This is a genomic window from Flavobacterium micromati (assembly GCF_900129585.1).
In the GTDB taxonomy this organism is placed as follows: Bacteria; Bacteroidota; Bacteroidia; order Flavobacteriales; family Flavobacteriaceae; genus Flavobacterium; species Flavobacterium micromati.
In genome coordinates, this window is record NZ_FQWF01000009.1 from 1 (window position 1) to 26,283 (window position 26,283).

Consider the following 26,283-nt stretch of genomic DNA (forward strand, 5'->3'; position numbering starts at 1 on the left):
TAGCTTCTCCTCTATAGTAAATTTTCGCTTTTCCATCGTACAAAATTATAGTTTTTGATTTATAATTGTGTCCGATTATTTAAGGGGCTAATACACAAAAGTATAGTTGATTTTTGATTTTGCGATTTTTTTATAAATATCATTTTTTCTTAAATAACTCAGCTTAAATAAATCAAAATCAATTGATTCGCGATGCCCAATATGCAAAGCGATAGCTGTACCTCCGACCAAATAATACTCCCTTTTAAATTGGCTAATAAAGGGCAATAGATCTTTCTGATTTTGATTTAAAATTTCAAGGTGCATACTTCTTTACTATTAATTCTAAATAATTATAAATTTCTGGCATATAATTACCAATTTTCCTGCCAGTTGTGGCATCATAAACAAGTTTTAATTCCTGAAACCCTATAATTTTAATCAACTGCTTTACGTCTTCTAAAGTACCGTAATTAAAAATAAATTCTACCAAAACTTCGTTCCCAATGTCTTGAATTTTATCTTTCTTTATGTACCAAAAAAGATGTTTATTTTTTTCTATAAATTCGGCTCGTGTCATGCTTTAAATATACGAAAATAAGATAATTCTCCACCGAAATTTAGATAAATTTTTAAATTAAAAAAACTGGCTCTAGTCTAAACAATATATTGACTATCTTTACTTTATGAAAAACAGTATTTTAAGCCAGATATCCGAGTTAAACTAGGAAGACAAATCACGATTATACAAAGTGATAGAAGGCTTTCTATATGATAATGAAATAGATATAACTAAAGAACAGAATAAGGAAAAAGGATCTATTGCCAATAATTGTCCCCATTGTGAATCTACAAAGACAAGAAAGAATGGTCATCAATATGGTGTTCAACGTTTTGTTTGCAATGATTGCAAAAAGAATTTCCGAGTAAGTACAGGTTCTGTAACTGCACATTTAAAGAAAAAGGAACTTTTAAAAGTTTACATTCCCAATATGTTGGCAGGCTATAGTCTTGAAAAATGTGCAAAACTAACTGGAATCAGTAAACAAACATCATTTGATTGGAGACATAAAATACTTTCTGCTTTAGGCAAATTCCAAAAGGAACAAATGCTGTCAGGGATATGTGAAAGTGATGATGTTTTTATAGAATTTTCAGAAAAAGGTAGTCAAAACTTGAAGCGTGAGCCGCGAAAAAGGGGCAAAAGCGTTTTTATAAAAAAGAAAAGAGGCATAAATAATGACAAAGTCGCCATCCTAATTAGTTGTGACAGAAAAGGAAATAAACACTTACAAGTAGCAACTAGAGGAAGAATATCAGCAGCAGATATAAACAATATTTTAAAAGACAAATTAGAGCCAAAAACAGTTCTATGTACAGATGGTCATCGGAGCTTTGAAGCCTTTGCTAAAGAAAACAAATTAGAACATCAAACTATAAAAGTATCTGCCAAAGAGTATGTAAAAAAAGGGATTTATCATGTGCAACACGTCAATCAAACAGCACAAGACCTAAAAAAATGGCTGGAAACATTTAATGGTGTGTCAACAAAATATTTGCAAAATTACTTAAACTGGTATGCTTTAAAATCAATTATAAATGAGAATCAAAGTCCAATAAAGAAAACATTAGCAATAATGGTAACTTCTTTTTCCGCTTGGTATGAATTTAAAGGTATCGTTAATTTAGCATATATAAATTAGACTAAAGCCATTGAATTTTATTTTATTGATCTAGCTGTGTTAAGATGTGTGCGAAGAATTAAGTATTTTTATTTTCAAATATATAAACTAATAGCGAAAATACTGACGCTATAAAATTTAGTTTTAAATATTTTCTAAAAATGACCATCGCTCCGCAAAGTCTCCTGACTTTGCGGAGTTGGTTATATTGTAATTTGTTTAATCAAATATGTTAATTAATACCGAAAATAATGGTATGTTAAGTTTTGGTTTTGAATCTTTTATTAAATATAACTACTTTTAATTCAGTGATTTAGTAAATTACCATAAACATTCTTTTGAAACTAAAATGTCTTAGCCCAGTCCGCAAAATCTCCTGACTATGCGTAGCTGGCGGTGGTCTTAAAAAAGTTTATGGAAAAAGTCAGGAGACTTTTATTGTCTTTGCGTTTTTTAAGAAGGTTTAAAAAAAAAACGCAAAGCCGGGAGACTTTGCGGAGCTGGTTACTGATTTATATTGCTTGCTTTACTTTGCGTACACGGATTGCAAATCCGCGCTATCGGGTTTATATAAATTGCATCTTCTTTAAACGATTGTCTTAATAATTTTGAAGAATTTCCAGAGACAAAGTTTCTACGATTTGTATTTAGTCGGAAGGTATTTATTCTTTAAATTCAAATCCATATAATAAGTTAAATTGTCTTCATAAATTCTAACGTAAATTGTTGCCTTACTTCTTCCTTCACTTTCATTGGAATTTAATACTTCTTTTGACGTATAATCGAGCCATCTTATCTTTATTTTAGTTTGAGGCTTAATGATCCATTTTATGTTTGTTACATCGAATACGCCGGTAAATGTAAGGCAATTTGAAGCATTTGCATCTAACCCAAAGCAATCGCCGATACCAGGATAATCTGCTAATTCGCCTTTAATTTTTACCTCACCATTCATATTCATATAAAAACTTTGCTCAAGTAGTTTCTCGCAGGATTTACTATCCTCCGCATTTATGGCAAACCAAAAATCATCTTCAGTACTTGCCATATAGTTCTGGTAAATTTTATCATAAATAAAATCGAAATGTGGCATTGTATTTCCATCCGTATCAATAATACCATATTTTATTGCATTATTTTCTGTCTTTTTTCCGGTTACTCCATAATATTTACCTTTATATTTGAACGGAGAGACGGCAGGAATACCGTTTCCGCGAACATAGGTATTGGAATATTTTAGTAATCTTCCGTGTTCATTTACAGTAAATCCTTTAAAATCATTGTCATTAACAGCAACCGGTTCTTCATAGTCTGTAGATCCTTTGTATTCTGTAATGGTGGGTACTAAATCTGGATTAGGTTCTTCAGGTTTTATGACTGTTATTTCAAATTTTTGGGTAATTATAAAATCGTAACCTTTATAACTGCCTTCCATATTCGGATTAAATAGTTTGCCAATGTACAAATTCTTATTTGCCTCTAGTATTGTCTTATTTGTAGTGGCGTCAAACAAACCTGTTTTGTCTTTAATTTCAAATGATAAAATATTTTGAAGGTTGTTTTTATCTGCTTTTGCAAATAAATTAGTGATTTCCTGTTTTATTTTTTTTGTGTCTTGGCTGAAAGAGTGTAAAGAAATAGATAAAAATAGAATAGTAATGATTTTTAATTTCTGCATGTTTTTTTGGTTATAATAGTATTTGTTTTCGAAGGCTAAATATATAATTTTTTATTTGACCAAATCGATAATAATTTCCCCACGCTCCGCAAAGTCTCCCGACTTTGCGCTTTTTTTAAATATCTTCAAAAAACGTAAACCTAATAAAGTCTCCCGACTTTGCGCTTTTTTTAAATGTCTTCAAAAAACGTAAACCTAATAAAGTCTCCCGACTTTCTCCCTAAATTTTTTAAATCTTCAAAGTATTTATAGGATTGCAAAAAAGGTGATTCAATACAAATTGTATTTAGTAAATGAATTGGGATTTAAAACATCTACGATTGGGTTGTCAGCTTTTTCTATTTTTAGCAATTCTATATCGCTAACATAATTACTTGCACTCGAATAAATATACTGTGATGCTTTTTCAACAATTCCTGCTCGCACAGGATTCAGGTGTATGTAATCTAATTTTGACCACATAAATTTATTGGTATATATTTCTTCGGGATGGTTACCGGACTGCCAAAATTGATAGTTTTTGTTTCTAGTGTGGCTTTCTGTTGCCAATTTAAAACGTTCTAACATCCATTCTCTTCTAGACTCTGGGTCTGTTTGTATTTTTTCTAATATTTTGGTTGCAATAAATTTTTTGAAATCACGAATTAAATCTGACAATTTACCATCGCGAGATTGAAGCACTAAATGAATATGATTACTCATTATCACATAGCCATATAAAACCATCGATTTATTTGCTATGCAATAATCGAAACATTCAATAACGATGTCTCTATATGTTTTCCTTGTAAAAACGTCAATCCAATCAACTACGGTTGCCGTTATAAAATGGGGCAAAGTTTGATCTCTAATTACATAACCTTCTTTGATTGTTACAATTTTTTGACTCATATTGAAAGTGTTTTTTTAATAGTGTAATAAATTTAGTACGCTATGATTCAAATATATAAAAACTAAAAACAGTTAGGTGTTTGCTTTGTAGTTTTTTTACGATGTTATTTAAAGGTAAGTGGTATTGAAAAGGTTTACGGAAAAAGTCGGGAGACTTTTATTGCCTTTACGTTTTTTAAGAAGGTTTAAAAAAAACGCAAAGTCGGGAGACTTTGCGGAGCTGGGTCTTGAAAGGTTTGCGGAAAAAGGCCAGAGACTTTTATTGTCTTTACATTTTTAAAGGATGTTTTAAAAAAAACGCAAAGTCGGGAGACTTTGCGGAGCGGTTACAACTATTTTGAAATTTAAAATAGTCCAGTCTCTCCGCAATATTTACCGCGAAGCAAGAACCTAATGACAGTATTTTGGAGGTATAGTCAATTTGAAATTTACTTTTAGGAATTGGGATTTGAGTTCTGAATTGCATATTTTAAAGTCCTTCTACACTCACATTAATTAAAAAATCTTGAATTTCTTGCTCACTCGGTGGAGTTGGAATTAAATAACTTACTTCCTCATCATAATTGATGCCTTTAAAATAGCCAAGTTGCGCAATAAACTGTTTGGGAATAAATTCCTCTTTAAAAAGTTCTTCCGCTTTTTTACTAATCTCTTTTACTGAAAAATAATCCTTTATTACAAAATACAAATCAACATAATCTTTCCATTTTGCTCGTCGCCCCAATGCAAAAGCTTTCATTGCAGCAAGTGTCAGCAAATCGGGCATTTTTAGATAGTTTTTAACAATACAATCTGTTGGAATATAATATGGAAATGAAAAAAAAGTAATCTTTACTCCTTTTGATATCATATTTACTTGATTATAATCCGCAAACGAAACTTTATAGTTAATCGAATTCAATTTAAAATACAAATCTTTTTTGCGAATATTTTTTTCTTTAAACAAATCAAAATCGATAGACTCCCGATGACCGATATGTAGTGCGATAGCTGTACCACCAACCAAATAATATTCTTTTTTAAAAGAAGATAAAACTGGCAGCAATTCTTTTTGCTCCTTACTTAATATTTCAAGATGCATATTTATATACTATTCGTTCTAAAAGACTATACATTTCTGGCATATAATTACCAATTTTCCTGCCAGTTGTAGCATCATAAACAAGTTTTAATTCCTGAAACCCTATAATTTCAATCAACTGCTTTACGTCTTCCCAAGTACCGTAATTGAAAATAAATTCTACCAAAACTTCGTTCCCAATGTCTTGAATTTTATCTTTCTTTATGTACCAAAAAAGATGTTTATTTTTTTCTATAAATTCGGCTCGTGTCATGCTTTAAATATACGAAAATAAGATAATTCTCCACCGAAATTTAGATAAATTTTTAAATTAATAAAACTTTAAAATGAAGCGTGGATCCCAAAGTGTCTTAATTCCCGTCCCTTATTTATGTCAATGTTTTTTTTGACAAGCTAATTAAATGGTTTTCATACTATTTTAATTTGATGCCTTAAAAAAAATACCTTAAAAATCACAAAGAATATTTAATTTTAAATCGTATTTTTTACTTTCTAATTTCCATTATCAGGAGAATACAAAAACCAACACAACTCTATTATTTATAAAAAAACTCAAATATCATCTGATAAGATATTTGAGTTTTAAATTTTATCTGGGATTCCAGCGCTAGTTATATTAATAGAAATATTCTGTTTTCATATAGCCCATATTCCCGTTTGGCAGCAGAGCTGTTTCCGAAAACTTTTCTATTGGGTAACCATCTGCATCGTATTTAAAATTAGTGCTGCTCATTGTAGCAGAAGATGTCACTTGATCGCTTGGAAGAGTCGTACTATCTATAAAAACAATTGAAAGATTGTTATTAATAGACATGAATACATCGTAACTTATAATCTTGTCAAATCCTAAAATAACTGAAAATGGATTAATTTTTTTATCGTATGCAAAGGTTCTTATACTTTTCATTATTATTCCAAATCCCACATTATCCAAGGTTCTTATGTCATTAGTGTAATTACCATTTTCAAACGTTAAAATACCATGATATTCTCTAATTTTTTGATGATTTGCACCCAATAAAAACCGTTCATAGGAAATTGTTTTATCTATATTATGGTTAAATTTTGGTATATAATTCCCCAAAGATTCAACTTGAACTAGTTTGCCTTTAATATAGGAATAATTGATTGTTTCTACAACCTTGGTGGCTTTATTTAAAACAACAATCCTAGTAATTAGACCATCTTTATATTTAAAATCTGTACTTTTAAGAGCTCCATCAATATTGACTATTTCGCTTCCATAATACGTAAACAATGTCGTTTCTGGCAAACCTTCTTTCGAAGTCTCAACAATTTTCTGTAGTAATTTCACGATCTTGTCATCTACTTTTGAACACGAAAAGAGTGTCAAAATAAAAACCGCTAGTAAACAAACCACTTTTTTTGATATTTTCATTTTAATAATTAAAGCGTTAGAACTTAAATTGATCATGATATTAAACGTTGTAACCTACAGCAATAAAACAAAAGCCACAATATTCGTCGCTGTAATTCCTATATTTCAGCTAAACTACTAAATGCACTAAGCGAAGAACCAAGCGGTCTCGTAAAAAAAACCCCTTAAGAACTAATGTCCAAAAAGGGATTTTACTTTGAAAAATAAATTTGCTTTATCTTACAAAATCTACTGCTTTCTCTAAAGCTTGTAGAATTCCAGCTGTGTTTTTACCTCCAGCTGTTGCAAAAAACGGTTGTCCGCCACCGCCACCTTGAATATATTTACCCAATTCACGAACCACTTGTCCTGCATTCAGATTTTTCTCTACTACTAATTCTTTCGAAATATAGCACGTCAACATTGGTTTTTCTTCATCGGCTGTAGCCAAAACTAGAAATAAGTTTTTGCCTAAATTACCTAATTCATACGCCAAGTCTTTTGCTCCATCTGGAGTCAAATCTACTTGTTTTGCTAGGAATTGAATGCCGTTTATTTCTTGAATTTCTTCAGTCAGACTCGCTTTCAAATTCTTAACTTTATCTTTAACCAAAGCCTCAATTTGCTTAGAAAGTTTGATATTTTCCTCTTGCATCGAATGAACAGCTTTCAAAATATCTTGGGGATTTTTCAAGGCTGTTTTTACCTCATCTAATATGTTCTCATACGAAGCGAAATGGGCTTTTACCGCATCGCTAGTTATGGCTTCGATACGGCGAATTCCCGCAGCAACTGCTCCTTCAGAAATTATTTTGAAATGCCAAATATCGGCAGTATTTTTTACGTGAATTCCTCCACAAAGTTCCATGCTTTCGCCAAATTTTATCGCGCGCACATGATCACCATATTTCTCACCAAATAAAGCCATTGCTCCTTCTCGAACCGCTTGCGCAAAAGGGATGTTCCGTCTTTCAATAAGCGGTAATTGATCCTGAATTCTTGCGTTTACAAAATCTTCTACTTGTTGCAATTCGGTTTCTGTCAATTTAGAAAAATGAGAGAAATCAAATCGCAAATATTTCGGATTTACAAGCGATCCTTTTTGTTCTACATGAGTGCCTAAAATACTTCTTAAAGCCTGGTGCATCAAGTGTGTTGCAGAATGATTGCGGGAGGTCAATTCTAATAAATTTGTATTTACTTTAGCAATAAAACTTGCATTTAAATTTTCAGGTAAATTTTTTGTGAAATGCAAAATCAGGTTGTTTTCTTTTTTCGTATCAATGATTTCAATCGTTTCATTTGCCGAAACCAAAGTTCCCTTATCGCCCACTTGTCCTCCTCCTTCTGGATAGAATGGTGTATTATCTAAAACGATTTGGTATAAAACACCGTCTTTTTTACTATCTATTTTACGGATGCGTGTAATTTTAACTTCATTTTCCTTCTGATCATATCCCACAAATGTCTCTACATTTCCAGCAATTAAAATAGCCCAATCCTCGGTTGAAACTTCTGATGCCGCGCGGGAACGTGATTTTTGAGTTTGCATAGACTCATCAAATTCCGATTCATTGAAAGACATGCCTTTCTCTTTGAGTATTAAAGCCGTCAAATCTTTTGGGAAACCAAAAGTATCGTATAATTCAAAAGCTTTGGCTCCAGATACCTCGGTGCCCCTTGTCTTAGAAACCACATTGTCTAACAACTGCAGTCCTTGGTCTAAAGTTCTCAAAAAAGAAGCCTCTTCTTCCCGAATTACATTGGTTACAAAAGCTTCTTGTAATTTAATTTCTGGAAAATAATCTCCCATTTGGTTTGCTAAAACTGCTACTAATTGATTTACGAAAGGCTCTTTTTTATTTAAAAATGTAAAGCCATAACGAATCGCACGACGCAAAATTCTACGAATAACATAACCAGCGCCCGTATTTGACGGCAATTGACCGTCAGCAATTGCAAAAGCAACTGCTCGTACATGGTCTACAATCACACGAATGGCAATGTTGGTTTTCTCGTCGACTGCGCTCGGAATGACAGAATTGTCAAAATATTTATATCCAGTAATGTGCTCTACTTTATTGATAAGTGGTGTAAAAACATCAGTGTCATAATTAGATGTTTTTCCTTGCAAAGCCATACACAAACGCTCAAATCCCATTCCAGTATCCACATGTTTTGCAGGTAATTTTTCAAGAGATCCATCGGCTTTACGGTTGAATTCCATAAATACGTTATTCCAAATTTCGACCACTTGTGGATGATCATTATTGACTAAACTTTTTCCTGAAACTAATGCTTTTTCTTCAGCAGTACGCAAATCAACATGAATTTCTGAACACGGTCCGCATGGTCCTTGATCACCCATTTCCCAAAAATTATCCTTTTTATTTCCAAGAATAATCCGGTTTTCATCAATTAATTCTTTCCAGATATCCCAAGCTTCTTGATCGAAGGGTACATTTTCTTCGACACTCCCTTCAAAAACAGAAACATATATATTTTCTTTTGGTATTTTATATACCTCGGTCAAAAGTTCCCAAGCCCAGTTTATAGCTTCTTTTTTAAAATACCCGACTTCTGGACGCGCAGGATCTCCAAAAGACCAATTACCTAACATTTCAAACATCGTGTGATGATAAGTATCAAAACCCACATCTTCAAGATCATTGTGCTTTCCTGAAACACGAAGACATTTTTGAGTATCGGCAACTCTATTACTTTTAGGGCTGGCGTTTCCAAGAAAATATTCTTTGAATTGCGCCATTCCTGAATTATTAAACATTAGCGTTGGATCATCTTTCAGCACAATAGGTGCAGAAGGAACAACTAAATGTCCTTTTGATTCGAAAAAATCTAAAAATTGCTTACGTACGTCTTGTGATGTCATATTATTACTTAGAAAATTAGTCAATATGATAAATAGAAAATGTAAAAATCTACGAATTTTCTAATTATCGATTTTATTTTGCCCCAAGTAGCTTTGGAAAGCCTTGAAGTCTCATAATCGTTTTTTCTTAGGCTGGCTGAGCGATGAGAGGAAACTGATAGTCATCTGCAGTGTTGGCTCGTTAGAAAATAAGATTTTAAGACTAGAACTTGCAACGAAAAGCTACAAAAGTCACATAATTTTATTTATTCAAAAAAAAGACTGTAACAAATGAAACATTTATTAAATTTGTTCGCCTTACCTTTTTAGAATGTGCAAAAATAGGGTATTTTAAAATATGTCGAAAGTAAAATATTATTACGATTCTGAAAATCTAGCTTACACAAAAATAAAAACACGAAAGAGAAAAAAAATTGGTTTTTTTATGCTGTTTGCATTGGCTTCAGCTTTATTTGGTTTACTGAGTTTTGTGGTTTTATTAAATACCCCCTATTTTGAAACACCAAAAGATAAGTTACAAGCGCGAGAAATTGAAAATTTGAAATTAAATTATTCTTTACTAGACAAGAAAATGGAACAAGTTAATGGCGTAATGGAAGCTATTGCAGAGCGCGATAATAATTTATATAGAGTTTATTTTAACAAAGCTGTAATTCCAGATTCAGTTCGAAGAGCAGGATTACCTGGAGTGGATCGTTATAAATTATTAGAGGGATATGACAATTCTCAACTTGTAGCTAACACTACAAAAAGGATGGATGTGCTTACAAAAGAACTAGTAGTACAATCAAAATCGTTAGATGAAATTTTGAAATTAGCAGAAGCCAAAAGTGATTTTTTAGCAGCCATTCCTGCCATTCAGCCAGTACGAAATGAAAATTTAAAACGTATGGCCTCTGGTTTTGGATATAGAACTGATCCTTTTACAAAAGTGAAGAAGATGCACAAAGGGATGGATTTTACAGCACAAACAGGCACTCCCATCTATGCAACCGGAGACGGAGTAGTGACAAGAGCGGATAATTCTGCTTCTGGATACGGAAATCATATTGTTATTCGGCATGGATTTGGTTACGAAACTTTATACGCTCATTTGAGCAAATATAAATCGAGAGCAGGACAACGCGTTAAAAGAGGTGACGTTATAGGATATGTTGGAAGCACGGGTCGATCTGAAGCTCCTCATTTACATTATGAAGTTCACAAGGACAGTAAAGTTGTAAATCCATTGAATTTTTATTACGGAAATATTTCAGCAGCAGAATACGTTGCAATCGCCCATTTAGCGAATCAAGAAAATCAATCTTTGGATTAAAAGAGAAAAGATTTAGTTTAGATTTGGAATTAAAAAAAGAAATTGTTCAGCAAAAATAAAAACAAATTAAATGCATATTGAACTTTCAAAAGATAAAAGGTATTACAGCATAGGTGAAGTCGCTCGAGCTTTTGACGTGAATGCGTCGCTAATTCGTTTTTGGGATAGTGAGTTTGACATTTTAAAGCCAAAGAAGAATGCAAAAGGCAACAGAATGTTTACGCCCGAGGATATTACTAATCTACAATTAATTTATCACTTAGTAAAAGAGAGAGGCTTTACACTAGATGGTGCCCGAATACATTTGAAAGAAGGTCAGAAGAAAACCTTAGATAAATTTGATATTATTAGAAAACTAGAGGCAATAAGAACACAATTAACTACTATTAAAAACGAAATGTAATCAGTATTAGTAAAATTAAACATAATAAACACTAAATATTAAACTTAAAATTAAATAAACATGAAAAGATTTTTGCCTTGGATTATTGGAGCAGTAGTGATTTTTGCACTTTATAGCTGGTTTAAAGGAATCAATAATACAGCAGTTGTGCTAAACCAAAATGTGGAACAATCTTGGGGTGACGTCCAAACAGCCTATCAAAGAAGAAATGACCTTATTGGAAATCTGGTAAATACTGTAAAAGGAGCTGCTGAGTTCGAAAAAAGTACATTGACTGCAGTTATTGAAGCGCGATCAAAGGCCACGTCAGTAAAAATTGATCCTGCAAACATTACGCCCGAACAATTAGCTGAATTCAATAAAGCACAAAGTGGTGTTAGTAGCTCATTATCAAGATTGTTAGTTACTGTTGAGGCGTATCCTGAACTTAAAGCCAACCAGAATTTCTTGAAACTTCAAGACGAATTAGCAAGTACTGAAAATCAAATTTTAACGGCTAGAACGCGTTTTAACGAATCTGTTAAGCCGTATAATTCTCATATTAAAACATTCCCAAACAGCTTATTTGCTGGTGTTTTTGGTTTCAAAGAAAAAGCATATTTTAATGCTGTTGAAGGTGCAGATAGACCGGTTGAAGTAAAGTTTTAAAAAACGATTTCAGATTTTCGACTAACGATTTTTGATTGCAGAATAAATAGTTCTAAAATCATAAATCGTTAATCTTCATTTAAAAAATTTTCCCATGTCAAAAGTAACAGATTTTCTATCTAAAGAAGCTGAGCAAGAAATTGTTGAAGCTATTCGTATGGCTGAAAAAAACACTTCTGGAGAGATCAGAGTCCACTTAGAAAAAACAACTTCCATCGATGCGTACGATCGAGCGAGAGAAGTTTTTCACGAACTAAAAATGGATGAAACGGAACTTCAGAATGGAGTTTTAATTTACTTAGCTGTAGAAGACCATTATTTTGTAATTTGTGGAGATAAAGGGATTAATGATGTCGTTCAAGATGATTTTTGGAATTGCACCCGAGATATTATGGTCACCCATTTTAAAAATGGAAATTTTAAACAAGGTCTTATTGATGGAATTACGAGAGCTGGAGAACAATTACAACACTATTTTCCTTATTTAGAGGGTAATACGAATGAATTAACAAACGATATATCTAAAGGATAATGCAAATATATAAAAAGAGTACCCTACTTTCCCTAAAGTTTTTTGCGTGTTTGTTGTTTACACAAATTGGCTTTGCGCAGTTTACAATTCCCGAGAAACCAACATTGCAGACTTCAGTTTATGATTATGCAAATGTTTTAAGCGCGACCGAAAAAGCTCAGTTGGAAGAAAAATTAGTTAAATATTCTGATTCAACTACAACCCAAATTGTAGTCATTACAATAGAAAGCTTACAGAACGAAAACGTTAGTCAATTAGCAACAAAATGGGCGGAAACATGGGGAATTGGCGGAACTGCAAAAGACGACAATGGTGTTATTGTTTTACTGGCTAAGGCCGAAAAAAAAATAGCTATTAATCCAGGCTATGGTTTGGAAGATCGTTTAACTGCAGGCATTGGAGGTGAAATAATTCGAAACATCATTGTTCCTGAATTTAAAGCAGGTAGCTTTTATAATGGTTTGGACAAAGGAACAGATGCTTTATTTGATGTATTCAAAGGAAAATATAAAGGCGAAAGGGTCAAAAAAAATAAAGATAAAGGATTCCCTTTTTTGCCTTTAATCGTTATCGTCATCATTATTTTAGTGCTTATATCGCGAAATAAAGGCGGTGGTGGCAATTCTGGCAACAGAAACGGTGGTGTAGGCTCCACTCTACTTGACGTACTTATACTAAGCAGTCTTGGAAGAAACATGGGTGGTGGCGGTTTTGGCGGCGGTTCATCTGGTGGGGGATTTGGTGGAGGCGGTTTTGGTGGTGGATTCGGCGGCGGAGGTTTCTCTGGCGGTGGATCAAGTGGAGGCTGGTAACTTCATCTTTTTAAAATATCAATACCCTATCATTTTGATAGGGTATTTTTTTTATATTTGGTGCAAATAAAAATCCATGAAATTTTATTATTTTTTACTATTACTTTTTTTAACAAACATATCCGTAATTGCTCAATCAGAAAAAAATATCGATAAGCAAAGTATTCTTTGGACACGTTATTATAATCAATTACTCTTCGACGAAAAATGGTCTTTGCATTCTGAATTTGACAATCGTCTTTTTTTAAAACCTTTACAAGAAAATGTATTTGTTATTCGCGTTCAAGGGCGCTACAAAATAAATGGGCATTTAGAAACTGGAGTTGGCTTTGCTTACTTTTCTGTAGATACACAAATACCAGAGGTTAATCTCGATTTTAATATTCCTGAATATAGAGGACAACAAGACATTACTTGGAAAGAAATTTTAGGGAAATTCACAATTAATCAACGTTTTCAATTAGAAGAACGATTCATTCAAAAGGCTACCAAAGAAAAGTTGCTCTCTGGAAGTACTTTTTCGTGGAGATTTAGATACAGAATTCAAGCGGATTATACTTTTTGGAAAAAAGAAAACCAACTATTAAAGTTCGTATTATCCAATGAAATAATGTTTAATTTCAGCAAAAATAGAATTAAAAATACTTTTGATCAAAACAGAATCTATACTGCAATTCACTATGGAATGAATAAGAATTTGGCGCTCGAATTAGGGTACTTGAATAGTTTTCAACGACGAGCCAGCGGTGTCGATTTCTTTGACAGAGATATTATTAGGCTTAGCATTTTTCATAAGATAAAAAGATTCAAAAAAGTATAAGATAAAAAAAATCCCGATTACTCGGGATTTTGCTTTACTTCTCTCTGATATAAATATCTATTGGCACTCCGGAAAAGTCCCAGTTTTCTCTAATTTTATTTTCAAGATAACGCTTGTAAGGTTCTTTAACATATTGTGGCATGTTGGCAAAAAACACAAACTGTGGAGTTGGTGTGGGTAATTGCATACAATATTTAATTTTAACATATTTCCCTTTTGTTGCTGGTGGTGGGTACGCTTCAATTACTTTCAACATAAATTCATTGAACTTTGACGTAGCGATACGTTGTTGTCTATTTTCATAAACTTTTACCGTTGCTTCTAATGCTTTCAATAAACGCTGTTTTGTCAGCGCAGAAACAAAAAGAATAGGGACATCAGTAAACGGCATTAATTCTTCCCTTATTTTTTCTTCGTAATCACGGGTTGACATAGTTTCTTTTTCAACTAAATCCCATTTGTTTACTAAAATTACAACCCCTTTTCTATTCTTTTCAGCTAACCAGAAAATACTTTGATCTTGACCTTCAAATCCGCGAGTAGCATCAATGATTAAAATACAAATATCAGCGTGTTCAATAGCTCGCACGGAACGCATTACCGAATAAAACTCTAAATCTTCCTTCACTTTAGCCTTACGACGAATACCCGCAGTATCCACTAAGTTAAATTCGAAACCGAAACGGTCAAATTTTGTATCGATTGCATCGCGAGTAGTACCAGCAATATCAGTAACAATATAGCGATCTTTCCCAATCAACGAATTGATAAAACTTGACTTACCAGCATTTGGCCGACCCACAACAGCAAAACGAGGCAATACAATTTCCTCTTGTGTAGGTTCTGGTTTTACCGGAAAAGCGTCAATTAATGCATCTAATAAATCTCCAGTTCCGCTTCCTGAAATACTTGCAAATGTGTAATATTCGCCTAACCCAAGATTATAAAACTCAACCGCGTCTTTCTCACGCATTGAATTATCTACCTTGTTTACAGCAAGTAAAACTGGTTTTGTAACCTTGCGCAATAATTTAGCAACAGCATCATCCATTGGAGTAATTCCTTCTTCAACATCAACTACAAAAATAATAACATCAGCTTCATCAATAGCAAGTTCTACTTGTTTGCGAATTTCGCCTTCAAATACATCATCTGAACCGCGAACATAACCACCGGTATCAATCACTGAAAACTCTTTCCCGTTCCATTCGCTTTTACCATAGTTTCTGTCTCTGGTAACTCCAGATACAGAATCTACAATAGCTTCTCTTCTTTGTATCAGCCTATTAAAAAGGGTTGATTTCCCCACATTAGGTCTTCCTACTATCGCAACAATGTTATTCATAATAATTTATTCAAATATTCGGCAAAGGTAGTGTTAAATAGATTGACTATCAATTTTTTTGATACATTAGCGCAAGCTTATCATTTTAACTACACTCATTTTATTAATATGGATACTAATAAAGAAATAAGACTACGCTTGCGCTTTTATAGAGATGTAGCAATAAGTTTAGATGATCTGAGTAATAAATTCGCAACTTACGCTAAAACAAAGCCAACTGACTATGGGATAAAAACCAGAGGTAATCATATTTACTTAAATATAAAGGGAGCACGCAAATCCTATTATTCTCCTGATTTACATTTAGAGCTAGAAGCTAAAAACGAAAATGAAACACGTATAAGGGGTTTATTTGGTCCCGATCCCACATTGTGGACGCTATTCATGTTTCTTCACTTTGTCATCGCTGGAATTTTTCTGATTTTTTGCGGTATCGCTTACTCCCACTCTGTTTTGAATCAAAGTTTTACATTCGATTTAGGAGTACTTTCAGCAATGGTTATTTGCTGGTTTTTGCTGTATTTCATTGCAAAGCAAATCAGAAATAAAGGAAATGACCAAATGCATGAACTTGAAAAATTATTTTTAGAAATTATAGAATCGTAATCGCTAATAGCAATTCCAGCTCTCCATTGCAACTCCTGGTTCATAAAGCAGCCGTTTCAATGCACTTGCAGTCCCGTATAGCAATCGGGGTCCGATGGTCGCTCTAAAACCAGAGCAATAACAACCTTTTTTCACTGTGAGGTTTCCATTTCTATCTGGGCTAAAAAAAAAATCAGCATTAGAAAGAAATTCCAATACTGATTTTAATAAATTTTATAATTAGCTACTTTTTAACTGTACTCTAAAAAAAACTGATCACTATCTTACTGGTTGTAACCAAAACGCTTCAACATATTAACGTTGCTTCTCCAGTTTTTATTTACTTTCACATATAATTCAATGTGTATTTGTTTTCCAAAGAATTTTTCTAAATCGGCTCTAGCTTCCATCCCTACTTTTTTCAGAGCAGCTCCTTTATGACCTATGATAATTCCCTTTTGCGTGTCTCTTTCTACCATAATTAAGGAACGAATTCTAATAATGTCATCTGTCTCAAAAAACTCCTCAGTAACAATTTCGACAGCATACGGAATTTCTTTGCTGTAATTCAACAAGATTTTCTCCCTAATTGTTTCATTTACAAAGAAACGTTCTGGTTTATCAGTCAGTTGATCTTTTGGATAATAAGCTGGCGATTCTGGCAATAATTCAATTATTCTACCAAAAACCTCAGGAACATTAAAGTTTTGTAAAGCTGATATCGGGAAAATTTCAGCATTTGGTACTTTTGCAGTCCAAAAAGCAACTTGCTCTTCTAACTGTTCTTGGTTAGAATTATCTATTTTATTCAATAATAAAAGGACAGGAATTGTAGCATAAATGATTTTATTGAAAAAAGCTTCATCTTTTAAATCTTGTTCGCCTATTTCAACCATATAAATTAAGATATCTGCATCTTCAAAAGCCGACTTGACAAAATTCATCATTGAAGCTTGCATTTCGTAAGCTGGTTTGATTATTCCCGGTGTATCTGATAATATCAATTGAAAATCTTCTCCATTAACAATACCTAGAATTCTATGTCGAGTTGTTTGTGCCTTAGATGTAATTATAGACAATCTTTCGCCCACGAAAGCGTTCATTAGTGTTGACTTCCCAACGTTTGGATTCCCGATAATATTTACAAAACCTGCTTTATGTGACATTTCAATTATATTTATTTTTACTCCGGACCGTTCGACTTATCGGTCTCGGGTGCAAAGGTAGTTATATCAAATCAATAGAAGAAATAAAACATTTTTTAAAGTTTTCCTTGTTTTTATCTAAATTCGGCTTATCTTTGCACCCGAAACAACGCGGGATAGAGCAGTAGGCAGCTCGTCGGGCTCATAACCCGAAGGTCACAGGTTCGAGTCCTGTTCCCGCTACTAAGTTAATTTTATTGAGATTACAAACACACATCGCGGGATAGAGCAGTAGGCAGCTCGTCGGGCTCATAACCCGAAGGTCACAGGTTCGAGTCCTGTTCCCGCTACTAGAAAAGCTTCACAGGAATGTGAGGCTTTTTTTATTTTAAAATCTTTCTGGTATGGATGAATTTGTCGTTTACATTTTATGTTCTGAAAAATTTAATAAATGCAGCGCTTTTGAGATAAAAACAATAAATTATAATTGCATAAATTAGGAAACAATAATTATTAACAATCAAGTCCTCAACAAATTAAATCTTGTTCAAAAAAATTGTAAATTCCTTTTATATATTATCATTATCATAAATCATTGTGAAGATCAAACAATTGGAAATTTCAAAACTAAAAAAATTAATTAAAACTTTATATGGTATAGAGACAACATAAAACCTTCTTTATTTTATCTGTTTGATAAAAGTTCTCAATCCTTTAATTCCTGAATGTTTGGTTTTACATTGGGTTGCTTAGGTTAATTTGCACATATAACTCGCACTCTTTTAAATGTTGTACGATATAATTTTTTAGATTTATAACTATGTTTAATCATTAGATTGTTTTCCACAATTCGGATTTATTTAAATGTTTTTAATCAAAGACAGTGGATTATGCTAACAAATTACATACTCTCAATATTATTTAATTATAAAAAACCTTAATTCTAAAAAAACCTGCTTAGCAATTGCTAAACAGGTTTTCACTTACAAACTTATTAAAAACTAAACCAACTACAACATATGTAAAAACTACAGTGAATAAATTATCATAAAACTAATCCTCGGAAACGATGGCTGAATTTTTATCAGCTTTAATATTTAGTAACACAGCACCACCTACTTCATTGAACATCGTCATGTTTAAAGTGTCTAGTAACGCTAAATTTTTTGGCACATTCCCATTGAAACTGTTGTACGAAATATTCATTTCTGTTAATTTATTCAATTTTTCTAAAGTTAAAGGAACTATGCCACTCATTTTATTGTCAAATAAACTAAAGTTTTCAAGTGCTACCAACTTATTTATATCGGAACTTAATTCTCCATCAAATTTATTACTATTTAACAACACAACTTTTAAGGACGTTAAATTGAACAAAGATTTTGGCAGTGCTCCTTCTAAATAATTATTAAAAAGTGATAAAATTTCTAAACGAACTAAAGATCCTATTTGGTGCGGCAATGAACCTGAAAGCGTATTCATGTATAATTTTAGATCTTTTAAATTGGACATCTCACAAATAGAAGTTGGAATTGAACCATTAAGCTTGTTAAAAGAAAGGTCCAGTATTTTAATTTCTTTAAGATCACCAATAAGCTCCGGTATTGTGCCTTCGAGATGATTTTTATGCAAATTAAGCACTTGAAGATTAGTTAAATTTGCGATTTCAGTAGGAATCTTTCCAACTAAATTATTATCAGCTAAAATTAAGGAAATAACCTTGTCGTTGTTCACTGTAACTCCGTGCCAAGTGTTTACCGGAGCCGATAAATCCCAAGTTATCTTCCACATTTTACCATTAGTAGTTTCATATAGCTTTAATAAAGCCTCTCTCTCTGTTTGCGATACATTTGCAAATGCCCAACTAGAAACTAAAAGAACAAATAAAAGAGTAAAAATATATTTCATAGCAGAATTTTTAAATTTATTGATGAAATCTAATAACAAAACCGCTGGCTAACAAATAAAATCGACAAAATACATTTATTTTTTACTAAATTAAGAAATAACTTATGGAAAAAAATTTTCAAGCACACTTTCCACAATAAATTGCATGGCACTAGACCCGAGGCTGTTAAGAGGCAAACCTTTTTAGATTATAAAAAAATTATAAAATCGATTTTAAGATCTACAATAATTGACAATTTTTAAATACAATTTACACCCAAATAAAAACGTCAATGAAGCGATAATTTATCGATTTACAAAAGCTTTTCTATGGCTTTTGCCAAATCAATGTCTTTCTCTGTAACGCCATCTGCATCATGGGTTGTTAGTCGAATTGTTACCTTGTTATAGACATTAAATAATTCGGGATGATGATTATTTTTCTCAGCATTAACGCCTACTTGGACAATAAAACCAAGAGCTTCAGTGAAGTTTTTAAATTTAAAATCTTTCTCAATTCCATTATTATTAAATTCCCAGTTGTTAAGTCCTTTCAAGACTTCTTGTACAGACTCTTTTGAATAAGTTTTCATGTTTTTTTTATAAAGTTAGTTAAATTTAGGTCTGTAAAAGATATATTAATTTTATTGATTAATTTTGCCAAAATATCACTTGACAATTTGAATTCAGACTACTCGTTTACCATTTACCAAAATACTACCCAACTTCCCGCAAACTGGGACGATCTGGCAATTTCGACTATTTTTTTAAGTAAAAAATACTTAGAAGTTTTAGAAAAATCTTCCCCTGATAATATGATTTGCCATTTTATTGGAATTTTCGAAAATGAGAATTTAATTGGAATATCTCTTTCTCAGTTTTTGGATCTAAATAAACTTGAATCATTTGGCGGACGCGACAAATGTGTTAAAACCAAAATACGAGATTTAGTATTTAAAAATTTTGCATCGCAGGTTTTAGTCCTTGGTAACAACATGTTAACAGGTCAAAATTCGTATGCACTGGCGAACGGAATTAATCACAAAAAAGCTGTTCAAGTGCTACATAATGCCGCGAACAATCTAAAAGCCATTTTTGCGGTAAAAGGGATAAAGGTGCACATAATTACCTATAAAGATTTTACTAATGAAGAGATTAAAAATTTTGCTGTCCCAGAATTAAAAAACGAATATCAGTTTTCTACTCAACCCAATATGATTTTTTCTATTAATGAAAATTGGAAAACAGAACAAGATTACATTGATTCACTTTCGAAAAAATATCGCGATCAATATAAAAGAGCGCGAAAAAAAGCAGTTTGCATCGAGAAGAGAAAATTATCGTTAGAAGAAATTATTTCACTAGAAAAAGAAATTTATGAATTATATTATCATGTAGCTAAAAATGCTCCTTTTAATACATTCTTTTTACCAAGAGATCATTTCAGAGTTTTTAAAAAAATTTTTAAAGATAAATTTCTTTTTTACGGCTATTTTATTGGCGCTAAGCTTATTGGTTTTAATACCCTTATAAAAAATGGGAAAGTAATGGATACTTATTTTCTTGGCTACGACGATGGTATCCAACGCGAAAATATGTTGTACCTAAATATGTTGTATGACATGATTGCTTATTCTATTAATAAAAATTTTGATGAAATTATATTTGCTCGAACAGCCCTAGAAATTAAAAGTTCTGTAGGTGCAAAACCTGTTAAAATGTATGGACTTATTTCACACAGTAATAAATTAATTAATTCATTTATGCCTAAAATATTTAAGTACTTAGAACCAGAAACCATTTGGCAGCAGCGAAATCCTTTTAAATAATAATTTTCTGTGATTCTGGGACAGCAACTTTCATTTGTTTTGGCAGAATTTTTACCTCTAATCGAGTTTCCATTCCGCAATATTCCCCGTCTATTTGAAAACTAACAGGAATATTTGTCGTTATTATAGCTTTATTAGTAGAAATAATTTCAACATCATTGACATTTAAAGGAATGTTTCCGGCAATAATTTTACCAAGAACAAGAAGGTCCATATTTTTTAAAATAACCAATTCAAACTTTCCATCATCCATTTTCCCATTTGGATTTATAGAAATACCAGTTCCATATTTTTGAGAATTAGCAATAACTATCATTCGAGCTTCAGAAATAACGGTAGGGAAATCTCCAGAGATCGTTGCAACAAAAGGATCGTTTAAATCAGCCAATGTATATAATGTTTGTAATGCATAGCCTAGCTTTCCCCTGATTGCGCTGCCTTCATAATTTTTAATCATTTCAGCATTGACACCTAAGTCGCTAAGATGAATGCTTTTTTTACCATTTATACAAATGATGTCGATTTCCATATAATCATTAAAAAATGCGATTTCTAGGTTTTCAGCTATTGTTTCAGGCAAATTTAAATCCACTGCAAGACCGTTAGCGGAACCCGCAGGTAAAATTCCAATAATAATGTTGTCATTTTGCATTGCTTCAGTAACCATTTTTATGGTGCCATCACCACCAGCAACAAGAATTCGTTCTGGTTTATAACGCTCATATAATGTTTTAATTTCTTCAATATCTGCATTACCCGTGGTGCTATAAATGGTGAGAATATAATTATGTTGACCAGCAAAAGCTTTTACTGCTGCAATAAGTTCTGATTTGTCAAGATCTCCCGATACAGGGTTTACAACTAAGAGAATGTTATTTTTCAAAATTTATTATGTATTATTAATATAAAAACTTTAATTTCATCTTTTATCAAAAGTAACACAATATATGAAACCAATACTAAAATTATACCGTGGTTATGCCAATGAACAGGAATTAATTGTGATGGGACATGTTTTTAGACCAACCTCAATTGAAGAATATAATTTTCAGAAGAAAAATTTAAAAAATGCCACCTCAGTCATTAAAATGTTCCAGATAAAAACTCAAGCTAATGCCGATGTTTACTTGGATTACAACGGTACTAAAATCCATACTAAAACATTAAATGATGGTTATTTTAAGTTTTGCGTTCCGTTAGATCAAAATACAAGTTATGGTTGGATTAATTATCAGGTGAATATCCTCCATAAAGGCGCTAGCATTTTTACTAAAGAAAGTTATATAAGACCACACAAAGGAAATCTTGGAATAATATCTGATATTGATGATACTTTTTTAGTTTCGCACACAATGAATCCTTTTAAAAAATTATATGTTTTACTTTTTAAAAATATCAATAAAAGAAAAATATTTGACGAAGTAGTTTCTCATTATCAAGCTTTGAGCACAGCAGGAAGGGAAAATAATGATGAGAAAAATGCGTTTTTTTATGTTTCCAGTAGTGAATGGAATTTATACCGTTTCATCATTAAGTTTACCGAACTTCATAAACTTCCAAAAGCGGTTTTACTTTTAAAAGACATAAAAACAAGCTTGAAGGATTTCATATTTACTGCGCATGGAAATCATAATCATAAGTTTGATAAAATCAAACACATATTAGAATTTTATCCAAATCTAGAATATGTACTTTTAGGTGATGACTCACAACAAGATGTTTTTTTATACGAATCAATTGCCAAGATTTTTCCGGTGACAGTAAAAGCAGTTTATATTAGACAAACCACAACAAAACAGAAGGAAAAAGTTGTCGCAGTATTAAAAAATTTAGAATCACTTGATGTTGCCACTTGCTATTTTAAGCATAGCGCCGAAGCTATTGCACATTCAAAATCAATAGGAATAATTGAATAAAAAAAAGTCCCTTTTGGGGACTCTCGTTAACTTATGCATTTTCTATTTCTTCCTGAACGAGCTCCCAATCTAAAAGCAACTTATCCAACTCCGCTTTTTTCTTATTGTAGGCTATAAAAAATTTAGCATCTTCAATATGTTTATCATAATTAGAAGCAAGCATTTTGTCATCTTGCTGGATGTCTCTTTCCAACTGTTTAATTTGGCTTTCTACTTTACTAAGTTTATTTTGCAAAGCCTTTCCTTTTTTCTGATCTTCGTATGATGCTTTATTACTCTCTTTAGGTAAACTTGCTTTTTGAGCATCTTTTTTCTCTACTTCACGCATATTTTCCATGTTGCGTTGCTCCAGAAAATAGTTTATATCGCCAAGATATTCTTTGATTTTTTGGTCTTTAAATTCATATACTAAATTTGACATGCCTTGCAAGAAATCACGATCGTGAGAAACCAATAAGAGCGTTCCACCAAACTTTTGCAATGCTGCTTTTAAAACATTTTTTGATTTAATATCTAAGTGATTTGTAGGCTCATCCATTAATAAAACATTAATAGGCTGCAAAAGCAATTTACAAAGCGCTAAACGATTTCTTTCGCCTCCTGAAAGGACTTTTACTTTCTTCTCTACATCATCTCCTCTAAATAAAAATGATCCTAGCATATCACGTACTTTCATACGATTAGTATCTGCAGCTGCATCCTCCATAGTTTGCAGTAAAGTTATTTCTCCATCAAGATATTCCGCTTGATTTTGGGCAAAATAACCTAGCTGTACATTATGACCTAATTTTATATTACCCTGATATTCAAATTCGTCAACTATAGCTTTGATAAAAGTTGATTTTCCTTGCCCATTTTGACCTACAAAAGCAATTTTACTTCCACGTTCAACTAATAAGTTTATATCTTTCAAAATCGTTTTGTCACCGTAACTTTTAGAGACATCCTCTGCCTCTATTACAACTCTTCCTGGCTCTTTAGAAACTGGAAACGTAATATTCATTACTGAATTATCATCTTCATCAACTTCAATACGATCAACTTTATCTAATTTCTTAATTAATGACTGCGCCATTGAAGCTTTAGAAGCTTTCGCGCGAAATTTTTCAATTAATTTCTCGGTCTCTTCGATTTTCTTGGCTTGATTTTTTTGAGTTGCTAATTGCTTCTCACGAATTTCATGACGCAATTCTAAATATTCAGAGTATGGTTTATTAAAATCATAGGCTTTACCAAGGGAAATTTCAATTGTTCTATTAGTAACATTGTCTAGAAACATTTTATCATGTGATACTATTACAACAACACCAGCGTAATTGCGAAGAAAGCTTTCTAACCAAATGATACTTTCAATATCCAAGTGATTCGTTGGTTCATCAAGTAGTAGAATATCATTAGCTTGTAACAATAATTTAGCTAATTCAATACGCATTCTCCAACCGCCCGAAAAAGTCTCAGTTTGATTATCAAATACTTCTCTTTTAAATCCTAAACCGAGCAAAATTTTCTCTGTATCTCCCACATAATTATAACCACCAAGCAATTCAAAACGATGCGTATAATCAGAGAGATCTTCTATGATTTGGCTATATTCATCACTTTCGTAATCCGTGCGGGTAACTAATAAATGATTGATATCCGCCAATTTTTTTTCGACGATTTTTATATCAGTAAAAGCTTCATACGCTTCTTCAAGAACAGTTCTTCCTTGCTCAAAATCGATGTCTTGGCGGAGGAATCCCATCCTAACTTCCTTTTCGGTGGCAATTTGACCAGAATCTGGCTTAAAATCTCCTGCCAGAATTTTAAGCATGGTTGATTTACCAGCACCATTTTTGCCAACAAGTCCTACTCGGTCTCCAGCTCCAAGGCGAAAAGTAACTTCTTCAAATAAATATGTTCCACCGAATGAAACGGATAAATTGTGTATATTAAGCATAGTTTGTGACTAATGTTACATTGGTACTTTTCGAAAATATGTACCTTTGTTAAAAATTTTTGCAAATGTTAAAAAAAGGATCCAAACTAAATAGTATTTTAACAGGAACTTGTCCAAAATGTCAGAATGAGAGTATGTATTTGGATAAAAATCCGCTCCATCTAAATAATATATTAAAAATGAATGAGAATTGTAGTCATTGTGGTCTGCATTATCAACTTGAGCCTTCTTTCTTTTTTGGAGCGATGTATGTCAGTTATGGATTAAATGTTGCCATCGGCGTTGCCGCTTTCATTACTTCATTTTTTATTTTTCATTCTGGTCTAAAAGTCGCATTTATTGTTATTATCGCAGCCCTAATTATTTCTTTCCCATTTGTTTTGCGATGGTCTCGAAATATATACATTAATATGTTTGTAACCTATGATCCAAAAACGAATAAAAAGTAGTGTAGTTTTTACGCTTTGCGTCTGAATCTTTTAATATCAATTTCATCCTGTAAAGGAACGTGATATTCAATAAATTCAAAGAGAGCTTTTGCCATTGCAGGTCCGAGCATTACACCTCGTGTTCCTAATCCGTTTAAAATGTGCAATTGATTGTGATCATGATGTGTTCCTACTAGAGGTCGTCTGTCTTTTACCGTTGGACGAACTCCCGCAAAATGGGAGATGATCTTAAAATCACAAGTTATAATTTCGCGAATTCTTTCTATTAGCTCTGCTTTTCCTTCGTCTGTAGGTAAATTCGTTTTATCTTTCCAATTGTAAGTTGCACCTACTTTAAACAAATTTTTACCTAAAGGCAGAATAAAAACGCTCGTATTAACTATAATATCTAAATCTAATTCAGGTGCGCTAATTATAAAAAGCTCACCTTTAGTGCCATCTAAAGGTAAATCGTTGAAATAAGGATTAGAATGCATACCGAAACCTTCAGCAAATATTATATTTCTTGCCTCGATATTTTTGTAATTTACACCTCGATTAGTAAATTGTAGTATTTCATATTCAAAATTTTCTTCTTCGAACCAATTATTGTCTTTTAGATATATTTTGTACTTAGTTAAAAGCAAAGCTGTATCCACATAACCAGTTTGCAAAACTTCCCCATATCCAAAAGGGGAATTAATACCAGCAAATTTTTTTGATATTAAAGTAGTTGATAAAAATGGCGCTAATGCAATCTTATCAGAGGCGGCAAACCAATTGTTTTGCTCTTCAATAGAGAAAAACTTTCTTAAAATTGGAATTTTAAAATCAACTTTGACAGATAGTTTAGATTCTAACGTAGCGTAAAAATCAGTTAATAAGTTAATTTGTTCCTTTGCTCTCCACACTTCACTAAAACGTTTTAAAATAACTGGATTGTAAAGTCCACCAGCTATTGCTGATGAATTTTGCGAATTATTATCCAAAATGTATATCGACTTACCATTTCGCAATGCTGTTTCAGCAAAAGAAATTCCAGCTAAACCAGAACCAACTATTAAATAATCAATCATTCTTAACAATATTGTGATGTGTAA

General features: G+C 32.3%; 27 protein-coding genes and 2 tRNA genes. 13 read left to right on the forward strand and 16 right to left on the reverse strand.

Features of this window, described 5'->3' with window-relative positions; genetic code table 11:
- Positions 1–87: 87 nt before the first annotated feature.
- Both BUB42_RS16925 and BUB42_RS10300 read right to left on the reverse strand, forming a co-directional pair.
- Positions 88–306 carry a nucleotidyl transferase AbiEii/AbiGii toxin family protein gene (locus tag BUB42_RS16925; protein ID WP_073019882.1) on the reverse strand — a complete coding sequence of 73 codons (219 nt, stop codon included), beginning with the start codon at positions 304–306 and terminating at the stop codon, positions 88–90.
- On the reverse strand, positions 296–559 hold the full coding sequence (locus BUB42_RS10300; RefSeq protein WP_073019884.1) for a hypothetical protein: 264 nt from the start codon (positions 557–559) through the stop codon (positions 296–298). Before BUB42_RS10300 ends, BUB42_RS16925 begins: the two co-directional genes overlap by 11 nt.
- Before the next feature lie 172 nt (positions 560–731).
- On the opposite strand from BUB42_RS10300, the gene BUB42_RS10305 reads away from it, so the two are divergent.
- A complete protein-coding gene (locus BUB42_RS10305; protein WP_073019886.1) occupies positions 732–1,682 on the forward strand; it encodes an IS1595 family transposase in 951 nt (316 codons plus the stop codon).
- A gap of 613 nt (positions 1,683–2,295) precedes the next feature.
- Here BUB42_RS10305 and BUB42_RS10310 read toward each other — a convergent pair.
- The 7 genes from BUB42_RS10310 to alaS all read right to left on the reverse strand — a co-directional run bounded on the left by BUB42_RS10310 (position 2,296) and on the right by alaS (position 9,579).
- Positions 2,296–3,339 (reverse strand): hypothetical protein, encoded by a 1,044-nt coding sequence (locus BUB42_RS10310; RefSeq protein ID WP_073019888.1) that lies wholly within the window; start codon positions 3,337–3,339, stop codon positions 2,296–2,298.
- Between the two features lie 270 nt (positions 3,340–3,609).
- Entirely contained in the window at positions 3,610–4,230 is a 621-nt protein-coding gene (locus BUB42_RS10315; protein ID WP_396177828.1) for an REP-associated tyrosine transposase, read from the reverse strand.
- A 268-nt stretch (positions 4,231–4,498) separates the two neighbouring features.
- Positions 4,499–4,696 (reverse strand): GSCFA domain-containing protein, encoded by a 198-nt coding sequence (locus BUB42_RS10320; RefSeq protein ID WP_084118324.1) that lies wholly within the window; start codon positions 4,694–4,696, stop codon positions 4,499–4,501.
- A gap of 3 nt (positions 4,697–4,699) precedes the next feature.
- The gene (locus BUB42_RS10325) at positions 4,700–5,311 is read right to left on the reverse strand and encodes a nucleotidyl transferase AbiEii/AbiGii toxin family protein (RefSeq protein ID WP_073019890.1); all 612 of its coding nucleotides are present in this window, start codon (positions 5,309–5,311) and stop codon (positions 4,700–4,702) included.
- A complete protein-coding gene (locus tag BUB42_RS10330; RefSeq protein ID WP_073019892.1) occupies positions 5,301–5,564 on the reverse strand; it encodes a hypothetical protein in 264 nt (87 codons plus the stop codon). The genes BUB42_RS10325 and BUB42_RS10330 overlap by 11 nt, the downstream gene beginning before the upstream one ends.
- Positions 5,565–5,927: 363 nt before the next feature.
- Positions 5,928–6,710 (reverse strand): hypothetical protein, encoded by a 783-nt coding sequence (locus BUB42_RS10335; RefSeq protein WP_073020352.1) that lies wholly within the window; start codon positions 6,708–6,710, stop codon positions 5,928–5,930.
- Positions 6,711–6,924: 214 nt separating this feature from the next.
- Entirely contained in the window at positions 6,925–9,579 is a 2,655-nt protein-coding gene (alaS, locus tag BUB42_RS10340) for an alanine--tRNA ligase (RefSeq protein ID WP_073019894.1), read from the reverse strand.
- Positions 9,580–9,916: 337 nt separating this feature from the next.
- Here alaS and BUB42_RS10345 point away from each other — a divergent pair, with 337 nt between their 5' ends.
- The 6 genes from BUB42_RS10345 (at position 9,917) to BUB42_RS10370 (ending at position 14,109) form a co-directional block, all read left to right on the forward strand.
- Entirely contained in the window at positions 9,917–10,894 is a 978-nt protein-coding gene (locus BUB42_RS10345; protein ID WP_073019896.1) for a M23 family metallopeptidase, read from the forward strand.
- A gap of 70 nt (positions 10,895–10,964) precedes the next feature.
- Positions 10,965–11,297: a MerR family transcriptional regulator gene (locus BUB42_RS10350; protein ID WP_073019898.1), complete on the forward strand. Its 333-nt coding sequence runs from the start codon at positions 10,965–10,967 to the stop codon at positions 11,295–11,297.
- A gap of 60 nt (positions 11,298–11,357) precedes the next feature.
- Positions 11,358–11,945 carry a LemA family protein gene (locus BUB42_RS10355; protein WP_073019899.1) on the forward strand — a complete coding sequence of 196 codons (588 nt, stop codon included), beginning with the start codon at positions 11,358–11,360 and terminating at the stop codon, positions 11,943–11,945.
- Positions 11,946–12,039: 94 nt separating this feature from the next.
- Entirely contained in the window at positions 12,040–12,477 is a 438-nt protein-coding gene (locus BUB42_RS10360; protein ID WP_073019901.1) for a TPM domain-containing protein, read from the forward strand.
- A complete protein-coding gene (locus BUB42_RS10365) occupies positions 12,477–13,289 on the forward strand; it encodes a TPM domain-containing protein (protein ID WP_073019903.1) in 813 nt (270 codons plus the stop codon). Before BUB42_RS10360 ends, BUB42_RS10365 begins: the two co-directional genes overlap by 1 nt.
- A gap of 76 nt (positions 13,290–13,365) precedes the next feature.
- Positions 13,366–14,109 carry a DUF2490 domain-containing protein gene (locus BUB42_RS10370; protein WP_073019905.1) on the forward strand — a complete coding sequence of 248 codons (744 nt, stop codon included), beginning with the start codon at positions 13,366–13,368 and terminating at the stop codon, positions 14,107–14,109.
- A gap of 34 nt (positions 14,110–14,143) precedes the next feature.
- Here the strand turns inward: BUB42_RS10370 and der are convergent, their stop codons facing one another.
- Positions 14,144–15,454: a ribosome biogenesis GTPase Der gene (gene der / locus BUB42_RS10375; RefSeq protein WP_073019907.1), complete on the reverse strand. Its 1,311-nt coding sequence runs from the start codon at positions 15,452–15,454 to the stop codon at positions 14,144–14,146.
- Positions 15,455–15,562: 108 nt separating this feature from the next.
- Here der and BUB42_RS10380 point away from each other — a divergent pair, with 108 nt between their 5' ends.
- The gene (locus tag BUB42_RS10380; protein ID WP_139257349.1) at positions 15,563–16,060 is read left to right on the forward strand and encodes a hypothetical protein; all 498 of its coding nucleotides are present in this window, start codon (positions 15,563–15,565) and stop codon (positions 16,058–16,060) included.
- Between the two features lie 263 nt (positions 16,061–16,323).
- Here the strand turns inward: BUB42_RS10380 and era are convergent, their stop codons facing one another.
- A complete protein-coding gene (gene era, locus BUB42_RS10385) occupies positions 16,324–17,205 on the reverse strand; it encodes a GTPase Era (protein ID WP_073019908.1) in 882 nt (293 codons plus the stop codon).
- A gap of 149 nt (positions 17,206–17,354) precedes the next feature.
- Here era and BUB42_RS10390 point away from each other — a divergent pair.
- Positions 17,355–17,427: transfer RNA gene (locus BUB42_RS10390), tRNA-Met, on the forward strand.
- A 34-nt stretch (positions 17,428–17,461) separates the two neighbouring features.
- Positions 17,462–17,534, forward strand: a tRNA-Met gene (locus BUB42_RS10395).
- 703 nt (positions 17,535–18,237) lie between these two features.
- On the opposite strand, the gene BUB42_RS10400 is transcribed toward BUB42_RS10395, so the two are convergent.
- Together BUB42_RS10400 and BUB42_RS10405 are read right to left on the reverse strand one after the other, a co-directional pair.
- The gene (locus BUB42_RS10400; protein WP_073020356.1) at positions 18,238–19,092 is read right to left on the reverse strand and encodes a leucine-rich repeat domain-containing protein; all 855 of its coding nucleotides are present in this window, start codon (positions 19,090–19,092) and stop codon (positions 18,238–18,240) included.
- Between the two features lie 293 nt (positions 19,093–19,385).
- Complete coding sequence (locus BUB42_RS10405) at positions 19,386–19,664, reverse strand: 4a-hydroxytetrahydrobiopterin dehydratase (protein WP_073019910.1); 279 nt, start codon at positions 19,662–19,664, stop codon at positions 19,386–19,388.
- 87 nt (positions 19,665–19,751) lie between these two features.
- Between BUB42_RS10405 and BUB42_RS10410 the strand changes: the two genes are divergently transcribed.
- Positions 19,752–20,900 carry an 8-amino-7-oxononanoate synthase gene (locus tag BUB42_RS10410; RefSeq protein WP_073020358.1) on the forward strand — a complete coding sequence of 383 codons (1,149 nt, stop codon included), beginning with the start codon at positions 19,752–19,754 and terminating at the stop codon, positions 20,898–20,900.
- Here BUB42_RS10410 and BUB42_RS10415 read toward each other — a convergent pair.
- Positions 20,893–21,783 (reverse strand): diacylglycerol/lipid kinase family protein, encoded by an 891-nt coding sequence (locus tag BUB42_RS10415; protein ID WP_073019912.1) that lies wholly within the window; start codon positions 21,781–21,783, stop codon positions 20,893–20,895. The two genes, BUB42_RS10410 and BUB42_RS10415, sit on opposite strands and share 8 nt — an antisense overlap.
- A gap of 64 nt (positions 21,784–21,847) precedes the next feature.
- On the opposite strand from BUB42_RS10415, the gene BUB42_RS10420 reads away from it, so the two are divergent.
- Entirely contained in the window at positions 21,848–22,816 is a 969-nt protein-coding gene (locus BUB42_RS10420) for an App1 family protein (protein WP_073019914.1), read from the forward strand.
- Between the two features lie 31 nt (positions 22,817–22,847).
- On the opposite strand, the gene BUB42_RS10425 is transcribed toward BUB42_RS10420, so the two are convergent.
- Complete coding sequence (locus tag BUB42_RS10425; RefSeq protein WP_073019916.1) at positions 22,848–24,755, reverse strand: ABC transporter ATP-binding protein; 1,908 nt, start codon at positions 24,753–24,755, stop codon at positions 22,848–22,850.
- A gap of 65 nt (positions 24,756–24,820) precedes the next feature.
- On the opposite strand from BUB42_RS10425, the gene BUB42_RS10430 reads away from it, so the two are divergent.
- Positions 24,821–25,204 (forward strand): DUF983 domain-containing protein, encoded by a 384-nt coding sequence (locus BUB42_RS10430; protein ID WP_073019918.1) that lies wholly within the window; start codon positions 24,821–24,823, stop codon positions 25,202–25,204.
- Positions 25,205–25,212: 8 nt separating this feature from the next.
- Here the strand turns inward: BUB42_RS10430 and BUB42_RS10435 are convergent, their stop codons facing one another.
- Positions 25,213–26,259 (reverse strand): NAD(P)/FAD-dependent oxidoreductase, encoded by a 1,047-nt coding sequence (locus tag BUB42_RS10435; RefSeq protein ID WP_073019920.1) that lies wholly within the window; start codon positions 26,257–26,259, stop codon positions 25,213–25,215.
- Positions 26,260–26,283 lie beyond the last annotated feature (24 nt).